Origin of the sequence: Leptospira inadai serovar Lyme str. 10 (assembly GCF_000243675.2) — a bacterium.
In the GTDB taxonomy this organism is placed as follows: Bacteria; Spirochaetota; Leptospiria; order Leptospirales; family Leptospiraceae; genus Leptospira_B; species Leptospira_B inadai.
This window is the reverse complement of sequence record NZ_AHMM02000024.1, coordinates 385,526-401,482: the sequence shown is the minus strand read 5'-3', so window position 1 is coordinate 401,482 and position 15,957 is coordinate 385,526. Positions and strand designations below refer to the sequence as shown.

The window sequence follows — 15,957 nt, the reverse complement described above, 5'->3', positions numbered from 1 at the left end:
GACCCTCCCCCAAAATCCAGTAACACCTCGCTCCAACATAATTCGTTTTCAGAGGACAGAAGACTGAGGACAGACGCGTTCGCTTTGCTCACGCTAGACAGAAGCTACTACTAGTTGGAAACCCTCTGGGGCAGAGGAAAGATCCATTCTAACATAGGAATCTTTTAAAATCGTCATTTACACAAAATTGCTGACGATCCCCGAAAATCCAGTAACACCTCGCTCCAACATAATTCGTTTTCAGAGGACAGAAGACTGAGGACAGACGCGTTCGCTTTGCTCACGCTAGACAGAAGCTACTACTAGTTGGAAACCCTCTGAGGCAGAGGAAAGATCCATTCTAACATAGGAATCTTTTTAAAAATCGTCATTTACACAAAATTGCTGACGATCCCCGAAAATCCAGTAACACCTCGCTCCAACATAATTCGTTTTCAGAGGACAGAAGACTGAGGACAGACGCGTTCGCTTTGCTCACGCTAGACAGAAGCTACTACTAGTTGGAAACCCTCTGGGGCAGAGGAAAGATCCATTCTAACATAGGAATCTTTTTAAAAATCGTCATTTACACAAAATTGCTGACGATCCCCGAAAATCCAGTAACACCTCGCTCCAACATAATTCGTTTTTAAAAAAATTGTTGTCAGGGTAATAGGAATAATTATCTGTTCTGTTCTGTTCTGTTCTGTTCTGTTCTGTTCTGTTCTGTTCTGTTCTGTTCTGTTCTGTTCTGTTCTGTTCTGTTCTGTTCTGTTCTGTTCTGTTCTGTTCTGTTCTGTTCTGTTCTCTGCGCCGGAAACGAACCTAGGAATCATACGTTATGAAATACGTATCAAGAAACTTAAAATCGGAGGAACCTATAGAGCAAACTTCTGAAAAAACTAAAAATAGTCCCAAGCAGCATTTGCTTTCCGGCCTCGGCATAGATCTGTCCTTGGGTTGGAACCGCGGGCGCTTGGTTATTGCCTTGACCGCCGCTTTGCGCGATCGCATTCAGGTATTGTTTCTTTTGCTCCGACGTTAGGGCATTCCAAGATTCGGCAGAGAATCCGGGAGGTATTTGTTCATTTTGCGAATCCATGGAGGGATAGTATCGATCGATCCGGGTTAGTCAACATTTTATCCACAAACTTACGCAATTAAAAATCCGATTTTTTTTCCGAAAGCGTTAGAACCCGAAAAAAGATACGTCACATCTTACATGAAATTGGTACAGATTTTCATCTATATCATTCTATTCGGCTTAGCGGTAGCATTTATACCATCCAATGAATTTTCCGGAGAGAAGGACAAATTGGAAAGTTCGCATACATCCCAACTTCCCTGAACATCGTCTCCAATTCCGCTTAGCAAACGATCGAAATTAAAAAGCCTCCCGGCGATATATCCGAATTCATTTTATAGAAAATTCCGAAAATCAGGAAGGGAGTTCCTCGAATTCCGGGCACCATTATAGTCCTATAAAAATAGGAAACTTTCTAGATCATTTCGAGGCTGAGGGGACATAGAAATCCCCGTTCATCGTATTGTAATATTTCGATGTTATTATGAGCGGTTCCGTCGGATAAATGCGAGAATTCCGGTAGAAATGCCGGTTATTGAAACTGGAATTTTTTCAAGGAGTTTCCTCCTTTTTCGCAACAAACCTCGAATCGCAGGCTCGTATAAAGAAAAAGGTACAACCGAGAGGAGCCCTTCATGGCAATCATTCTAAGCTTTTTCGCAGGACATTGGTTTTTAGCGGCCTTTGTGCAGTCTTTTTTCCTGCACCGCTATTCAGCCCATCAAATGTTCAAGCTAAACCGTTTCTGGGAAAAGTTCTTTTATTTCTTTACCTTCTTCGTTCAAGGTTCTTCTTATTTAAATCCTCGCGCGTATGCCATACTTCATCGCCAACATCATGCATATAGCGATACCGTAAAAGATCCACATTCGCCTATCGCTTCTACCGGCTTCTTGGACATGATGTGGACTACAGCAGTCACGTACGAAAATATTCTAAATCATAAAACGGAAGTCGAAAAGGACTTCAGAGGAAACTATCCCGAGATGCCTTTCTTCGATCGATTTGCGGATTCTTGGTTCGTTCGTTTATTTTTCGGAACTTCTTACACTCTATTTTATATGGCGTTTGTTCCCGGAGATGCCCTTTGGCTTTATGCGTTTCTTCCCGTTCATTACTTGATGAGCCCCGTTCATGGTGCGATCGTTAACTGGTGCGGTCATATGTACGGATACCGGAACCACGCAAAGAATCCGGATAATTCCAAAAATACCCTGCCGATCGATATTCTGATCCTAGGAGAATTGTACCAAAACAATCACCATGCTCATCCCAATTCTCCGAACTTCGCGTTTCGTTGGTTTGAACTCGACCTTACCTATCAGGTTATGAAAGTTCTACACTTCCTAAGAGTCATCAAAATTCAAAGAGCCGTTTGGACCGAAAAAGGAAGACAAGAAATTCCCGGAACTCCTCGCTCTCCCCTTGCCGACGTCGCATAACGATTTTTACTAAATCCCCTCGCGCAAATTTACGCGGGGGAATTTCTTGACTAACGTTTTAGTCGTGATTTTCTTTTCGAAGCTTTCCTAAATCTCCCGACATTTCCTTTTCATATTCTTCTTTGAGCACCGAGTAGAATTCCGGTTTCAATTCTATTTTTCCGTTTAGAACCAGTGTGAAGAGTCTGCGCACCAGATCTTCCTTTTCGAATCCGGTAAAAATCCATTCGATAAGCTCCAGGGCTAGATCCAATCGACCTTCGACGGCGATGGTTTTATGCAAAACCTCCAAGAGTTCCAATTCTTTACCAAGTTCCAAAAAAGAACGAAATTGACTAGGCATGCTCTGCAAGAGCACCTGCTTCTTGGAGTTCGGAGTAAATTGGAATTCTCGGATACCCGGACTTAAATGGGAAAGTATCGCCGCCTCCGTTTCCAAGATAGGAGTTCCTAACCTCTCTAAAGTTCTGCCTAGGACTTCCCCCAGAACGAAGTCCTGCAACGGACGAAACGGATATCCTTGCGCTTGAGATTCCTGCGATTCCATCTTTCTTCCCTCGATATTCGCGGAAGAAAAAATTCCGCTCCGAATTTTTGAAAAGGTTGAAAACCTCGACACCTTATGTCAACCGTATCGACCTTCGCCTAAACGCCAAAATGCGATTTTGACCCGCATTTGTAACGGTATTTTCACGATTCCTTAGTACCGTTGGGATCATTAAAGCGTAAATTTTAGATCTCCTTAACGAAACGAGGAATTACTAGGCTGAAAATTCTAAGCGTCCTCATTCAATTTCCGCAAAGTCAGTTTCAAGTTTCCGGGTAACTTTTATGAGCTTTAGACAAAAAATCTTCATCATCTTAGGAGCCAGTCAGCTCCTTCTCGTTCTCATACTCGCCTTTACGTTTATTCAAATGATCGATCGAGTCAAAAACGAGCCACAGAACAAGAGAGCACTGGATAGGGCTTTCGAGTTTCGCAAAGAGTTACAACATAAGGACGAGGTGATTCGTCTCTTATTAAAAGAAATAGAAAGAAACCAAAAGACCCGATCCATTCTGGAAAGCGGATTGAATCATAATCGGCCTTTGCTCTTAGCCAATTTCGAATATATCAAAGGTATCATGGCTCAATACAATCTCACGATTTTCGAACTCCTGGATTCGAAAGGAATCGTCTTTTTCCGATTTCATCGACCGAACGATTTCGGTGACGATAAGTCCAAACAAAAAATCGTACAAGAGGCATTGAATGGAGGAGGAGCTTCCACTTTGGAAATCGGCCATAGCGGCTTAGGTCTTCGCATCACCGCTCCACTCCGCGGGGGTTTAATGCTGGTGGGACAGGTGGTAAACGAAAAATTTCTCAAATCGATCGTCGGCTCCGAAGACGTCCACATGGCGATCTTCGAAAAGGGAAAGCACGTAGCATCTTCTGACTCGATCATCTCCAACTATCTGGATCAAAAGAAGCTCGAATCCTTAAAGGATGGGACCCGTCTAAAGTTCGCGGACAAGCACTTCTACCTCACTAGGATCCCGTACGAGGGTCTCAGCAATTTGAAATTGGAATTCGTATTAATGATCGACGAAACCGATCTGTACGAATCGACTCGGAACCTTTGGATCTATTGCGGATTGATCGCGCTCTTCGTGTTCGGAGGAATCCTGGTCACTTCTTATTTCTTCTCGCGCGATATTATTCATGCGGTCAAGGCGCTGAACTTTGCCATGAAAAATCCCGCGGAAGACGAGTCGAAAATCGTGGATTTAGAAAGGTCGGACGAACTGGGTGAAATGGCGGAAGTCTTCGTGGGAATGAAAAAAGATCTGCTCGACCACCAGCTCTTTTTGGAAAAGAAAGTGGAGGAAAAGACTCACGAACTCCAGGAAACCTTAACCGACCTGCGCGCTCTGAAGGAAAAGCAGGACGGAGATTATTATCTCACTTCCCTACTCCTTCGGCCGTTAGCGACACTAGATCACAACGGGCCGTCCACAAAAATCCAATCCATCTTAAAGCAAAAGAAAACCTTTACGTTTAGAAAAAGAGAATCGGATATCGGCGGCGATTTGGTTTCGATAAGCGAAATCACTCTTTACGGGAAAAAATATCTGGTGCTGATGAATTCCGACGCTATGGGCAAATCCATTCAGGGTGCCGGAGGCGCTTTAGTCATGGGCACCGTATTCAAAGCGATTCTTACCAGAACTCAGCTTTCCAGAACGAACCAACGGAAAACTCCGGAAAAATGGCTGAAAGATTGTTATACCGAATTGCAAAACGTATTCGTGACATTCGACGGAACCATGTTGGTCTCCGCATTGATCTGTCTCTTGGACGAGGAGACGGGTGCCCTTTATTCCTTGAATGCGGAACATCCCAATATGGTGCTCTATCGGGACGGAAAAGCGGCCTTCCTAGACCCGGAGTTAGCGCTGCGAAAATTGGGATTTTCGGAGAACTCCACCGAGCCGTTGGTCAGAGTCTATAAGTTGGAAAAAGGGGACGTGGTTTTTATCGGTTCCGACGGTCGGGACGATATTTTAATTTCGGATCCTAATAAAGAAGAACCCTCTATGAACGAGGATGAGTTCCTGTTTCTTCGATTCGTGGAACTGGCCAACGGAAATTTACAGGACCTTGAGCGATTGATTTCCGCCGCAGGAGAGGTTTCGGATGATTTAAGTTTAATGAGGGTGGGCTTTAAGGAAGTAATCGTACCTTCCGAGCCGAAAATCGTACCCGAAGAATACAATCATTTATTACAGGAAGGAATCCGGGAATACAAGAAAGGAAATTACGAAAAAACTAAGGCCCTGTTCAAAAAAGCTTTAACGCTGGACGAATCCGATCCGGCGCTTCATAAGCAGCTTGCGCGAATTTGCATTAATGCAAAAGACTACGAGGAAGGCGCGAGTCACTGCGAAGCCTACCTCTCCAAAGTACCGTTCGATAACGAATATATCTTTTACGCTTCGTATTGCCTGAGAAAAACCAAGGATTATTGGAAATCCCTGGAGTACTCCGAAAAATTACGTTCCCGAGAGCCCGAAAACGTTCGTAACCTAAAACATCTAGTAGCATTGTATAGACTGACCGGAAGCCGGACAAAATTCAGGACGACCATAGCCGTTTTAAAGCAAATCGTCTCTCGGAAGGATCCCGAACTCAGCGATAGCACGGAGCCGGCCCTAGTGTAAAAGCGCCGGAGTTTTCCGCCCGAAAGACTTTTTTTCGTTTCCGAGCGGCGGAAACCGATTTGATATTGGTAAACGATGCCGCTCGAAACGCTACAACGTTTGCAATCCGTTCTGGTCGTGATTAAACGGACTAAATACGAATTGGATATGGAAACGTACGGTTCACTCGAAGAATACAAACGAATCGCCTCGCTTCAAAATAATTCCTTCGATAGAGTTTACGAATCCCACGTTCGGCAGGTCAAAAGTCGGGAAGATATAAAGCGGCTATTCCCGAATGCGACTCTGATTTTTCGGGAAGGTTTGGATACGATCGATATCTCCGCATTCGAACTCGTAATCGCATTAGGAGGGGACAATCATTTCACATATGTGGCGCACCATACCGTGGAGAACCTAGTCTTGGGTTGCAATTCCGACCCCGAGACTTCCGTCGGTGCCTTGCTTTCTTTCCATGTGAACGATATCGAAGAGTCCTTACAACGGAACTGGACGGATGTAAAGATCGAACGATGGCCTTTAATTAACGTTAGGATCGAATATCCGGACGGGAGAACCGTCAAAACCTTCCAAGGAATCAGCGAGATTTCGATTCGAAATAATAGCCCCGATTTAACCAGCCGATTCCTAATTTCTCACGAAGGGTCGATTGAAGAGCAAAAATGCTCCGGTTTGTTGGTTTACACTGGAGCGGGTTCTACGGGCTGGGTTATGTCTTGCGAAAATAGAGACGTAAGTTTTGACAAGCAGAAGCCGTATTTCAAAGTGTACTGTAGGGAACTTCGAAAGAAGGAAAACGTAAAATACAAACTGGATCATTTTACTGTAAAGGAGTCATTTCGACTCATCTCCGAGATGTGGGGCGGGATTTCGATCGACTCCTTGGCGGAGCGAATTTATGATTTTCCACCCGGTGCCAAGGCCGATTTTTCCGTATCTCCCAAACGATTGCAAGTGGTTGTGAAAAAAAATGGATAGTTTAACCATCCTAGAGCAAGACGCAGGAAGTTCGATCAAGGTGTACTTAGTTTCCGGTCGTCTGGACGAATCCACCTTTCCCCAATTCAAGGAAAAGGTGTTGGAAGTCACGCACGCCCATAACACGATCTTAAATCTGTCCGATTTGAAATATATTTCCAGTTCCGGAATCCGCGCGATTTTCGAATTAAAGAATCGATTAACGCAGGAAGGCAAAAAATTGATTCTTACGGAAGCGGGAGAAAAGGTGATCCAGATCTTTAATCTTTTAGGGCTATGGAAACCCTTTGCCCATTTCGAAAAAGAGGAAGACGCGATCGCCGCCTGTCTGAAATAATTTCGACCCCTTCGCGAACATTTTTTACTTTCTACGCTCGGGGAAACTTTGTTGTAATAATCGCGATCGTGTCCAAGATTACTCCGAACCCGAACTCGATCCCTTTTTTCCGGAATGAATAAGACCTCCTCCACTCCATTTTTCAAGATTCTCTTCGTTTTAGGTTGGGGCTCTTTCGCATTTTTTCTGCCTCTCTTCGGAGTCGTTTACTGGGAAAACCGGAATTTGGAAGCGGTCTATACGTCTCTATCGAAGGTCGGCCCGAGAGAGTTCGGAGTCCTGATGGAAAATACCCGACTGGAGAAATTGGGGAGAACGGTGCATCTCTATACGTATCTGGTTCCGGATGAAATCGGTAAAAAGCACGAAGTAACGGAAGAAGTCGACGAGATGACCAATCGAAGAATGCGAGTCGGAGATACCGTCACGGTAAGAAGACAAACATGGTTCAGTCTGGGAAAATCCAAGGTAATATCTCGGATCGTCGGGAACAAGGCTCCGATTCCGAGCTTTCGTTTTTTAGAGGAACTATTCCTAGGCGGAATCCTATATTCCCTGGTTCTGATCGGATTGGGACTTTATTATCGAGCCTTTAAGGCGCAGGCAGAATAGTATTGAACGGATTTTCCTTTTGGAATATCAATTGGACCTGAAACGGCTCCTGTATGTACCTGGACGGATTCATTTCGTATGAAATAAAACAATAATATTTTTCATAAATGATTACGTACATATAATCTTTGAATTTTATGTATTTCATTTGATTGCGAATGCCGCGCATCCAGATGGAATCTTCGAAAACCCTTTCATACCGTACGGAAGCGGAGGTCACTTTCTTCAGTTCCTCGGGAGTCATTTTCTCGGCGTCACGCTTACGTAATTCCAACTTTAAATGCCGGATTAAATTGTATTCCAACTTCGCTTTTTCGACAATGTCGGTATTGGGAAGAGTCTTAAAATAATATTCGTAATATTCCCGGTCTAAGGATTTCCCGTCCTGATGAATCTCCGCCCCTTCCTCTCCTCCGGAATTCGCTTCCTTGCGGTTTTGAGTTTGCGCAAAGATAGGGAATAATCCCAGGACCACAAGTAGAGTAATGATTGATAAAAGCGGTGTCGGCATACCGGTATCAATAAAGATATCGGACAGGGGGAAGTTTTTCCCCCATTTTTTCCCGGTTTTTATCCTGCGGAAAGATCTTCCAAAAGAGTGCGCTCCCTACGAAGCATCTCGGAAACTTCCTCTTCGCCTAACAACTTGGCCCCTAAAAGAGCCATATCATAGACCGATCTGGCTAGATGTTCCGCGCGCTCCGGGCGAACACCCTTACTCGTACTCAGAATATTTCGTATCAACCGAGACTTGCGATTGATGAGTAGAGTATGGCTCTTTAGCAGATCGCCGGATTTTTGACCGTAGATCTGGCCCATTTCCGCCAATCTACGCAAATGTTCAGGTAATAGGATCACCGCCGGAACATCCTCGGATTTTAAGGCTTCGGTTCGGACCTGTACGCCTTCCCGACTGATAGCCTTATCGAAGATTTCCTTTAATCGTTCCTCTTCCGTTTTATTTTCCGAATCGGCCAAACTAGGGCTGGCTTCCTTATCCAAAGTTTGTTCCGCTAATTCCGAATCGACTCTCTGAAATTTCCAGTCCTGGTTTTTACTCTCTAAAAACTGTAGGAAGTGATTGTCGATTCTCGAATCCACTAAAATCGCTTCGAGCCCCTGGGATTTTAGAAGGTCCATATAAACCGATGACAATTCGGTTTCATTGGCATAATATACCGTTCCGGAATTTTTCTCCTTGTTTCTAGAAACGTAGTCCTCTAATTTTGTGAGTTCTCCGTTGGAAGAACGGAAGAACACCAGGTCCTTGGCGGCTTCGTAGAATTTTTCGTCGGTCATTAAACCGTATTTCACGAAAAGGGAAATCTCATCCCAATTCTTTTGAAAATTCTCCGAATCCCTTTTAAATTCCTCCTGGAGTTTATCGGCCACTTTCTTGACGATGTGAGCGGATATTTTTTTAACCAAGGGATCGTTCTGTAGATAAGAACGGGATACGTTTAAAGGAAGATCCGGTATGTCTAAGGTCCCTTGCAAAACGGTCAAGAATTGGGGAACCAATTCTTTTGCCTCGTCGCTAACGAATACGTGATTACAATAGAGTTTTATCCCCATTCGATTCGCATCCAGCTCGTGCCTGAGCTTAGGAAAATACAGAATTCCCTGGAGGCGAAAAGGATAATCCACGTTTAAATGAACGTGGAATAGAGGGTCGCCCGCAAATGGAAATAGATACCGGTAAAATTCCTCGTACTGTTCCTTCTTTACGGCGGAGGGTTGTTCGCTCCAGAGAGGAGTCTTTTTATTGGCCTGCTCTCCTTTCACAAAAATCGGAACCGGAAGGAAGTCGCAATATTTTCGGACCAGTTCCTTTAACTTCCACGCATCTAGGAATTCCCCGGAATCACCGTCCAAGAATAAAGTGATCTTGGTGCCTCGACCGGTTTTCTCGTTCGTTTTTAAAGTAAAGTCCGTGCCGGATTCGCTTTCCCAAGTGACTCCGACGCTACTCTTCCGATACGATTTGGTTTCTATTCTTACTTTCGCGGATACCATGAAACTGGAATAGAAGCCTAGACCGAAATGCCCTATGATTTCCGGCTTGTCGCCTTCGCTTTGGTATTTTTTAACGAACTCTTCCGCTCCGGAAAAAGCGATTTGATTGATGTATTTGCCGACCTCTTCGTCGGTCATTCCGATTCCGTTGTCTTCGATCGTAAGTGTTCTTTCCTGTTGATCGAAGTCTATGTCGATTTTGTAATCCGTGCCGCCTTCGAACTCCTCGCTTAAAGACACTTTCTTGAGTTTAGCGATCGCGTCACATGCGTTGGAAACCAATTCCCGCAAAAAGATATCTTTTTCCGAATACAACCATTTCTTAATGATCGGGAAAATGTTTTCCGTCTCTACGGAGATTCTACCTTTAATTTCTTCGCTCATAAGGGTTCCTTTTGTTGTATATCGCCAAGGATCAGCTCTGCCGATCTAAGCAGATAGATTCTTGAAGCGGAGTCAAGCTTCGGATATAGGGACGCCAAAGAACTCGATTCCGATTTCCAACCTATCAATAAAGAAGCCTCGTCTTCCGAAATGCCCTTGGCAAGAATCGAATGCTTCAATACCAAACCTCTTTTAGAACCGATCCAGTCGTCAAGTCGTTTCAATAATTCTTCGTGCCTCCGCACAGTACGGAATCGGACGAACCAAACCGTTGCGGCTCCGGCAATCCCTAAGAAAAGAGCGACCAGAATTACCGTCTTACCTTTTATAATTTCGGAAGTCTCAGGAATAGGCTCCACAGCCTTCCAGGAAGGCGGGCCTATTTTTACCGTAGGCAGTCGAATGGAAACTTCGGAATAGCGGCCCGAATATGGGTCGAAAAAAACGAACGGAAGTTTTCCCGGATTCCAAAGTCCCTGCTTACTAGGTAAGGCCGAATATAGGTAAGAATAATGTAAGCTGAATCCGTACTCTCCCGGATCCAGTTCCCTAAATTCTCTCTGCGGAGAGGATTGAACCAAGGTAATTTCCGGAAAACAATCGGCCTGGCCGCACCCTTCTCGAATCGGATCCTGGACGGGTGCGAGATTCCCTTTTCCCTTGATCACTATTTTGAAAAGAAAAGGCTCCCCTTCCGGAGCTTCTTCCGGTGCATCCTCCGTTTCGACTTGAAATTTCCCGACGGCGCCTTCGAAGTTTGCAGGCGACGGAGTCGGCAAGGGCCTAACGCGAATCTTACCGGGAATGCTACGCAACGTTCTCATATGAAAATAGGATTGAAGCTGGCCTTCCAAATGAAACGCGGTCGAGCCCAAGGAATAGTCCCCCGACTTTAAGGGAGTTAATATGAAGAATTCCTTATTGTAAGGGAAAGTTTCGTATAATACTCCTTCGTAAACGACGGTTTCGGGAATGTTCAGATTCATTCCGGATAGGATTTCGCTCCTGAAATAAGGAAATTCGATCGAACTGGAAGGGTCCCTATCGAAATAAGGACGTACTATATCTTTATAATATAATGTAAAAAATCCTAATACCGGTTGTCCTGCCCAGACCTCTTTCTTATCCAATTGAAAGACGACTTTTAGATTTTCATCCGCAGGTCCTTGATCGCTTTCATTCGAGAAAAACCGACTCCAAATGGAACCCGGTCCGCGAGGAGACGAACGCTTCGGTCCGAATTCCACCGCAAGAACGCCGGAATGAACTTTTTTTCCGTCCACTTCCAACCCTATTTCCGGTACTTCGTACCTTCCCGGAGAGGAAACGACTAGTCTGTATTTAAGTAATTTCCTTCGGTACGCTTTATAGTTCAAGATGGTCGTATTATCTTCCATCCCCCAATAAACGGCTTTGATTCCCTTTCCTTGAACTTCTTTTTCTAGGATCCGAACCTGCGCAGCTCCCTCCAATTCAAATACGGCAAACACCGGATCGCCTAACTCGGCCCGCGATTGGCTAAGATAAAATCTAGGCTCTCCGGCAAGCACGGGAGAACAAAGGAAAATGAACAAGAAAAAGGCACGATATACGTTCACCAAAAAACCTCCCGGTTCCTGGAACCGATGCTTTTTCGTTTCACCGCGTCCAAATCCAAGGAGTCCATCATTCTCTCCAGATCCGATTCCGATTTGGATTTTTGATCCCGTTGCCCGTCCTTCTTCCTCGCCGATCGACCATCCGCTCCGTTCTCTTCCGGCTCTTGTTGTCTGCTTTCGCCTTTCGGTTTTCCTTGGTTATTTTGATTTCCGGAATTCGAAGATTCTTTCTTTTGCGGAGGCGGAAGTTTCCGAAGCCACTCCAAATTTTTTCTAGCGGCCTCCTGTTTAGGATTTTCCTTCAAGGATCTCAAAAAACTTTCCGCGGCCTTTTTTCGATCACCTAACCGAAGATAGGTGTTTCCTAAATTAAAATAGGCCTTGGATCTAAGTTGAGTGTCTTTCGATTCTAACGCTTTTTCGAAATGTCGTAAAGCGGTATCCAAATCCCCGGTCTTGTATTTCGAAGTTCCTCGATTGAACTCCAATCTAGGATCGCCCGGAAAGTAAGATTCGGCTTCCTTGTATCGTTCGACGGCTTCCGGAAAATTTCCCTCTTCGTAGGCTTCGTTTCCCTCCTTAACCCTATTCCCTCCCGGGTCCAATTCCACCGCAGACAAATTCCCAGAGCTCATCATGAAACCGTAAAGTATAAGAACGACTGACAGGAACTTCCAATGTAGTAATTTGGAATATTTCCCCCACGCTTCCAAAACGATGAAATCGAATAATAATAACAAGAAGGCCGGCAAAAGGAAATTTCTGTATCCTTCCGCTCTTCTTAAGTCTTTCACTCTCTTACTGGCGTTCTTATCCATAAAGCGGACTCTTGCCATCAGATCGGTAGAACTAGGGCTGGTCCTATTCAAGGAAAGAAATTCTCCGCCGTTCGCTTCCGCCAGAGATTTTAGAAACGATTCATTCGCCCTTGTACGAACTACTCCGGGAGAATTTTCGTAGGGAGCCAAGGAGCCGTCTCGGGTCAGATACCCGTTTAAAATAGCCCCCTCTTCCTTATACGCGATCGGACCTCCCTCCAAAGTTCCCACAGACCAAACGATTAGATCGGCCGGAAATCGAAACACTCCCGGATTTTGGGCATCTTCCCCGTCCGTAATCAAGACTACGACTCGACTGCGAAAGACTCGATTGGACCGTAAGACTTCTTCGGCCTTCCGAAAAGCCGCGTCTAAATCCGTTCCTCGATCTCCTACCATATCCACATCCAATCCGCGAACGTAATCGGCAAAAGCGCTTACGTCCGAAGTCATCGGGCAATATACGAACGGGGTCGCAGCAAATACGATCATGCCGAACCGATTCCCGGTCAACCCGGGAAGAATTCGCAAAATCGTTTCCTTTGCCCTAACGAGTCTCGTGGGCGACGTATCTATCGCCTGCATCGAAAGACTTACATCCACCAGAAAAAGAAAATCCACGCCGTACAACGTTTCCTCTTCCTTAGACTTGGGTCCCGCGTTCTGCTGAAAGCTCATAGCACAAAGAATCAATGCCAAGCCGAGACAAATCAGTCTCGATACGATGAGAAATACGGAAGGAAGACTCGCTTCTCTACGCAGTCCCGGATATTTAGACACCCAGCTCCGCCAAAAGAAATAGAATACCGCTCTTGAAAGAACATAGATGAGGTAGATAATCCCGGTACCGATTAAGAGCCCGCGTAGAATCTCATCGGTCATACGTAATACCTCAGAAACCAAGTTCTTATGAACAAGTCCGCAGCCAAAAGCAATAGCGAAACAAGTAAGTAATACAATGCGTCCGTCTCCCTTACTTCTTCGGGAGGAAGTGCCAGGGGATCTTTTTCCAAAGCATCGATGGCGGCAAGGACCTCACGAAGCTGACTCGTGTCCTCCGCTCGATAAAACATACCGCCGGTTTTGGCTGATAGTTCCGACAGAATATCGAAATTAATTTCGTAGGATTGGTCTTCCTTGCCGATTCCGATGCTATAAATTTTTATTCCGATTTCGTCCGCAATTTCGGTTGCCGTGACCGGATCGATCCTTCCCGTATTGGAAACCCCGTCCGTAATCAAAACGATAATTCTGGATCGAGCGGGAGAACGCCTTAATCGATATGAGGAAAGTATGACCGCATCTCCGATCGCAGTCCCTTGTTCGGGAACCGTTTCCTCCTCCACCACCCCTAAAATTTCCTCCAAAGTGGCACGATCACTTGTCAAAGGGGATTGCAAATAGGCTCCTCCCGCAAACACAACCAAGCCGATTCGATCGGTCTCCCGTTTTCGGATAAATTCGCGCAGCAATTTCTTCGAAACTCCTAAACGAGTATCCGGAAGAAAATCCCTGCTTCTAGACATGGAACCGGATACATCCAAAGCCAGCATGATATCCACGCCTTTCGTTTCGTTCGGGAGAAACCGATAATATTGGCCGGGTCCCGCCAAGGAGATCGTCAACAAACTTAAGGCAACGGGTCGAAGTAACGGGAAGCATTTCGAAACGATTTCACGTAAAAAATTTCGTCGGATCGAATCCGTTCCTGGAATTCGCAATTCCATGGTAAGTGCGGGTTTCTTTTTCCAGTAAGAAAACGCCGTCCAAAGCCAGATCGGGAAAAGTAGAAAAAGATAATATGGTGCCTCCCATTCGTTCATTTTTCGAAGGCTCCCTTCCAAAAATCCAGAGCCGCGATCGCTTCTTCCTTGCTGAGAGAGGATTCTTCCGAGGAATATTGCGTTTTTCGCAAGCGACTTTCCCAAACCCGAATTACTTCCTCGTCGAGCGAAAAAGAATCGAATATCTTCGCGAATAATTCCGTTTCCGTAAGATGCCCTGTAGGCAAACCGAGCTTTTTAGAAACCACTTCCCGAATGTATCCGGAAAGTAGCCTGTAAAACTCTCGCGCAGGAATGGGAGGAGATTCGATCAATTCGCTTAACCGATTTTCAAACCGAAGAATTTTTTGAATCCAGGGATCGGTCTGTAGAATAGCGTCCATCGGATCCTTCGTCCGCGTCTTATGGAGATAATAGGAATAAAGAGCTCCTAAAAGTAAGGCGGCGATTCCGGCCAAAAGGCCGATCAATCTCCAGCCGTATGGTCCCGAAAACGAATCCGGAGGTAGGACGTCCTCCGGCGATTTATCTTTTTCCTGTAGGGAAGTTTCAACCTGCAACCCGACTTTAGACGAGTTCTCCTTGCCGGTCGAATCCTTCCAGATGATCGGCAGAGTAAAATTACCGCTGGCATAATACGCCACCTCGAGACGAATCCGACTCTGCCCGATTTCGGAGGAGAAAACTTCGAATAAAGGCAGATCGGGAGCTTCGGGATCGGCGTGCATACCGAGCGCAGGAACCTCGGGAGACGTAACCTCTCCCTCCGTGAAGGTTAGAACATAAACGGAAGTTTGCCCGATGACTACTTTCTGCGGGTTCCATTCCTCCGAAACACCAAAGACGGAATCGATCGCCAGGAATAGCAGGAGCCAACCCAGAACGACTCTCATTTTTCTCTCCACCAATAAGAAAGAATCCGGGACGGATCCTCATCGGAACCTTCGAGATCTAAAATTCTTTCCCGAAATAGTTGCTCCAGATTGGAACGAAGATGCATCTCTCCGCTCTCATTCCAAGATGGACCGCCTGTCTCGGGATCTCTTCTTAAGAAAAAAGAGAACAAACCTCGCGGCGGAGAGGACTCCAAAGGATCGATGAAACGAATGGCGTGCAAAGTATGAAATTTCCTCAATCCGGCGAGCTTTCGCAGAGGAGGAATATTATTAAAATCTGATAGAATGAACGAATCCGTATGACGTCTGATTCTGTCCTTGAGCAGAACAAACGGAAGATTCGGATCCGTTTTAGGACTGCGAGAGACTCTCTTTCGAATCCGCTCCAAAACCGGAAGTGCTTCTTCCACCGTGCGAACATACCCCGTCTCGTGCTCCAATCGGTCCGAGTACAAAAAAATTTTCGCCAAGTTCCCTTTGCGAACATACAATAATACTAATAAAGCCAGAACTTGAAATGCGTTTTCCGCCTTTGTCCGATCCCCCGAACTCCAGTTCATCGATTCGGATATATCGAGAAAAAACACGCCCAGTCTTTCCTTCTCTTCGTAAAATTCCCGGACGTGAAGTTCTCCTAAGCGGGAGGTCACATTCCAGTCGATGAGGCGGGTATCGTCCCCGACGGAGTAAGGGCGAACGTCCTTAAAATCGAGTCCCCGACCCTTCCTTTGACTGGCCGCGGATCCTTGTCTTTCTCTTTGAGAAAATCCTTTCTCCTTAAATTCCAGGAGTCGAATCAGACTTTGATACTCCTTTCGAAGCATC

The 15,957-nt window shown here is 45.5% G+C and carries 14 protein-coding genes; 6 read left to right on the top strand and 8 right to left on the bottom strand.

Translation table 11 applies throughout. The features are described 5' to 3' along the window. Nucleotides 1–820 precede the first annotated feature (820 nt). Together LEP1GSC047_RS21720 and LEP1GSC047_RS15705 are read left to right on the top strand one after the other, a co-directional pair. The gene (locus tag LEP1GSC047_RS21720; RefSeq protein ID WP_020988881.1) at nt 821–1,024 is read left to right on the top strand and encodes a hypothetical protein; all 204 of its coding nucleotides are present in this window, start codon (nt 821–823) and stop codon (nt 1,022–1,024) included. 674 nt (nt 1,025–1,698) lie between these two features. Continuing rightward, on the top strand, nt 1,699–2,505 hold the full coding sequence (locus LEP1GSC047_RS15705) for an acyl-CoA desaturase (protein ID WP_010410083.1): 807 nt from the start codon (nt 1,699–1,701) through the stop codon (nt 2,503–2,505). A 58-nt stretch (nt 2,506–2,563) separates the two neighbouring features. Here the strand turns inward: LEP1GSC047_RS15705 and LEP1GSC047_RS15700 are convergent, their stop codons facing one another. Next, the gene (locus tag LEP1GSC047_RS15700; RefSeq protein WP_039935329.1) at nt 2,564–3,052 is read right to left on the bottom strand and encodes a hypothetical protein; all 489 of its coding nucleotides are present in this window, start codon (nt 3,050–3,052) and stop codon (nt 2,564–2,566) included. Between the two features lie 284 nt (nt 3,053–3,336). Between LEP1GSC047_RS15700 and LEP1GSC047_RS15695 the strand changes: the two genes are divergently transcribed. From LEP1GSC047_RS15695 to LEP1GSC047_RS15680, 4 genes are all read left to right on the top strand, one after another. Beyond that, nucleotides 3,337–5,709, top strand: a complete 2,373-nt coding sequence (locus tag LEP1GSC047_RS15695; RefSeq protein WP_010410080.1) for a SpoIIE family protein phosphatase — start codon at nt 3,337–3,339, stop codon at nt 5,707–5,709. Between the two features lie 75 nt (nt 5,710–5,784). Next, nucleotides 5,785–6,687: an NAD(+)/NADH kinase gene (locus tag LEP1GSC047_RS15690; protein ID WP_010410079.1), complete on the top strand. Its 903-nt coding sequence runs from the start codon at nt 5,785–5,787 to the stop codon at nt 6,685–6,687. Then, on the top strand, nt 6,680–7,024 hold the full coding sequence (locus LEP1GSC047_RS15685) for an STAS domain-containing protein (protein WP_010410078.1): 345 nt from the start codon (nt 6,680–6,682) through the stop codon (nt 7,022–7,024). The genes LEP1GSC047_RS15690 and LEP1GSC047_RS15685 overlap by 8 nt, the downstream gene beginning before the upstream one ends. Nucleotides 7,025–7,138: 114 nt before the next feature. Further along, the gene (locus tag LEP1GSC047_RS15680) at nt 7,139–7,636 is read left to right on the top strand and encodes a hypothetical protein (protein ID WP_010410076.1); all 498 of its coding nucleotides are present in this window, start codon (nt 7,139–7,141) and stop codon (nt 7,634–7,636) included. On the opposite strand, the gene LEP1GSC047_RS15675 is transcribed toward LEP1GSC047_RS15680, so the two are convergent. Genes LEP1GSC047_RS15675 through LEP1GSC047_RS15645 form a run of 7 tightly spaced genes read right to left on the bottom strand, consistent with a single transcriptional unit; the run spans nt 7,617 to nt 15,956 of the window. Next, nucleotides 7,617–8,147: a hypothetical protein gene (locus LEP1GSC047_RS15675; protein ID WP_010410074.1), complete on the bottom strand. Its 531-nt coding sequence runs from the start codon at nt 8,145–8,147 to the stop codon at nt 7,617–7,619. The genes LEP1GSC047_RS15680 and LEP1GSC047_RS15675 overlap by 20 nt on opposite strands. Before the next feature lie 59 nt (nt 8,148–8,206). Continuing rightward, nucleotides 8,207–10,036 carry a molecular chaperone HtpG gene (htpG, locus tag LEP1GSC047_RS15670; protein ID WP_010410072.1) on the bottom strand — a complete coding sequence of 610 codons (1,830 nt, stop codon included), beginning with the start codon at nt 10,034–10,036 and terminating at the stop codon, nt 8,207–8,209. Continuing rightward, the gene (locus tag LEP1GSC047_RS15665) at nt 10,033–11,634 is read right to left on the bottom strand and encodes a BatD family protein (protein WP_010410070.1); all 1,602 of its coding nucleotides are present in this window, start codon (nt 11,632–11,634) and stop codon (nt 10,033–10,035) included. The genes htpG and LEP1GSC047_RS15665 overlap by 4 nt, the downstream gene beginning before the upstream one ends. After that, nucleotides 11,631–13,334 carry a VWA domain-containing protein BatB gene (batB, locus tag LEP1GSC047_RS15660; protein ID WP_010410068.1) on the bottom strand — a complete coding sequence of 568 codons (1,704 nt, stop codon included), beginning with the start codon at nt 13,332–13,334 and terminating at the stop codon, nt 11,631–11,633. Before batB ends, LEP1GSC047_RS15665 begins: the two co-directional genes overlap by 4 nt. After that, nucleotides 13,331–14,275, bottom strand: a complete 945-nt coding sequence (batA, locus tag LEP1GSC047_RS15655; RefSeq protein ID WP_010410066.1) for a VWA domain-containing protein BatA — start codon at nt 14,273–14,275, stop codon at nt 13,331–13,333. Before batA ends, batB begins: the two co-directional genes overlap by 4 nt. After that, nucleotides 14,272–15,129: an LB_053 family protein gene (locus tag LEP1GSC047_RS15650; protein WP_010410064.1), complete on the bottom strand. Its 858-nt coding sequence runs from the start codon at nt 15,127–15,129 to the stop codon at nt 14,272–14,274. The genes batA and LEP1GSC047_RS15650 overlap by 4 nt, the downstream gene beginning before the upstream one ends. Further along, complete coding sequence (locus tag LEP1GSC047_RS15645; protein WP_010410063.1) at nt 15,126–15,956, bottom strand: DUF58 domain-containing protein; 831 nt, start codon at nt 15,954–15,956, stop codon at nt 15,126–15,128. Before LEP1GSC047_RS15645 ends, LEP1GSC047_RS15650 begins: the two co-directional genes overlap by 4 nt. Nucleotide 15,957: the final 1 nt, after the last annotated feature.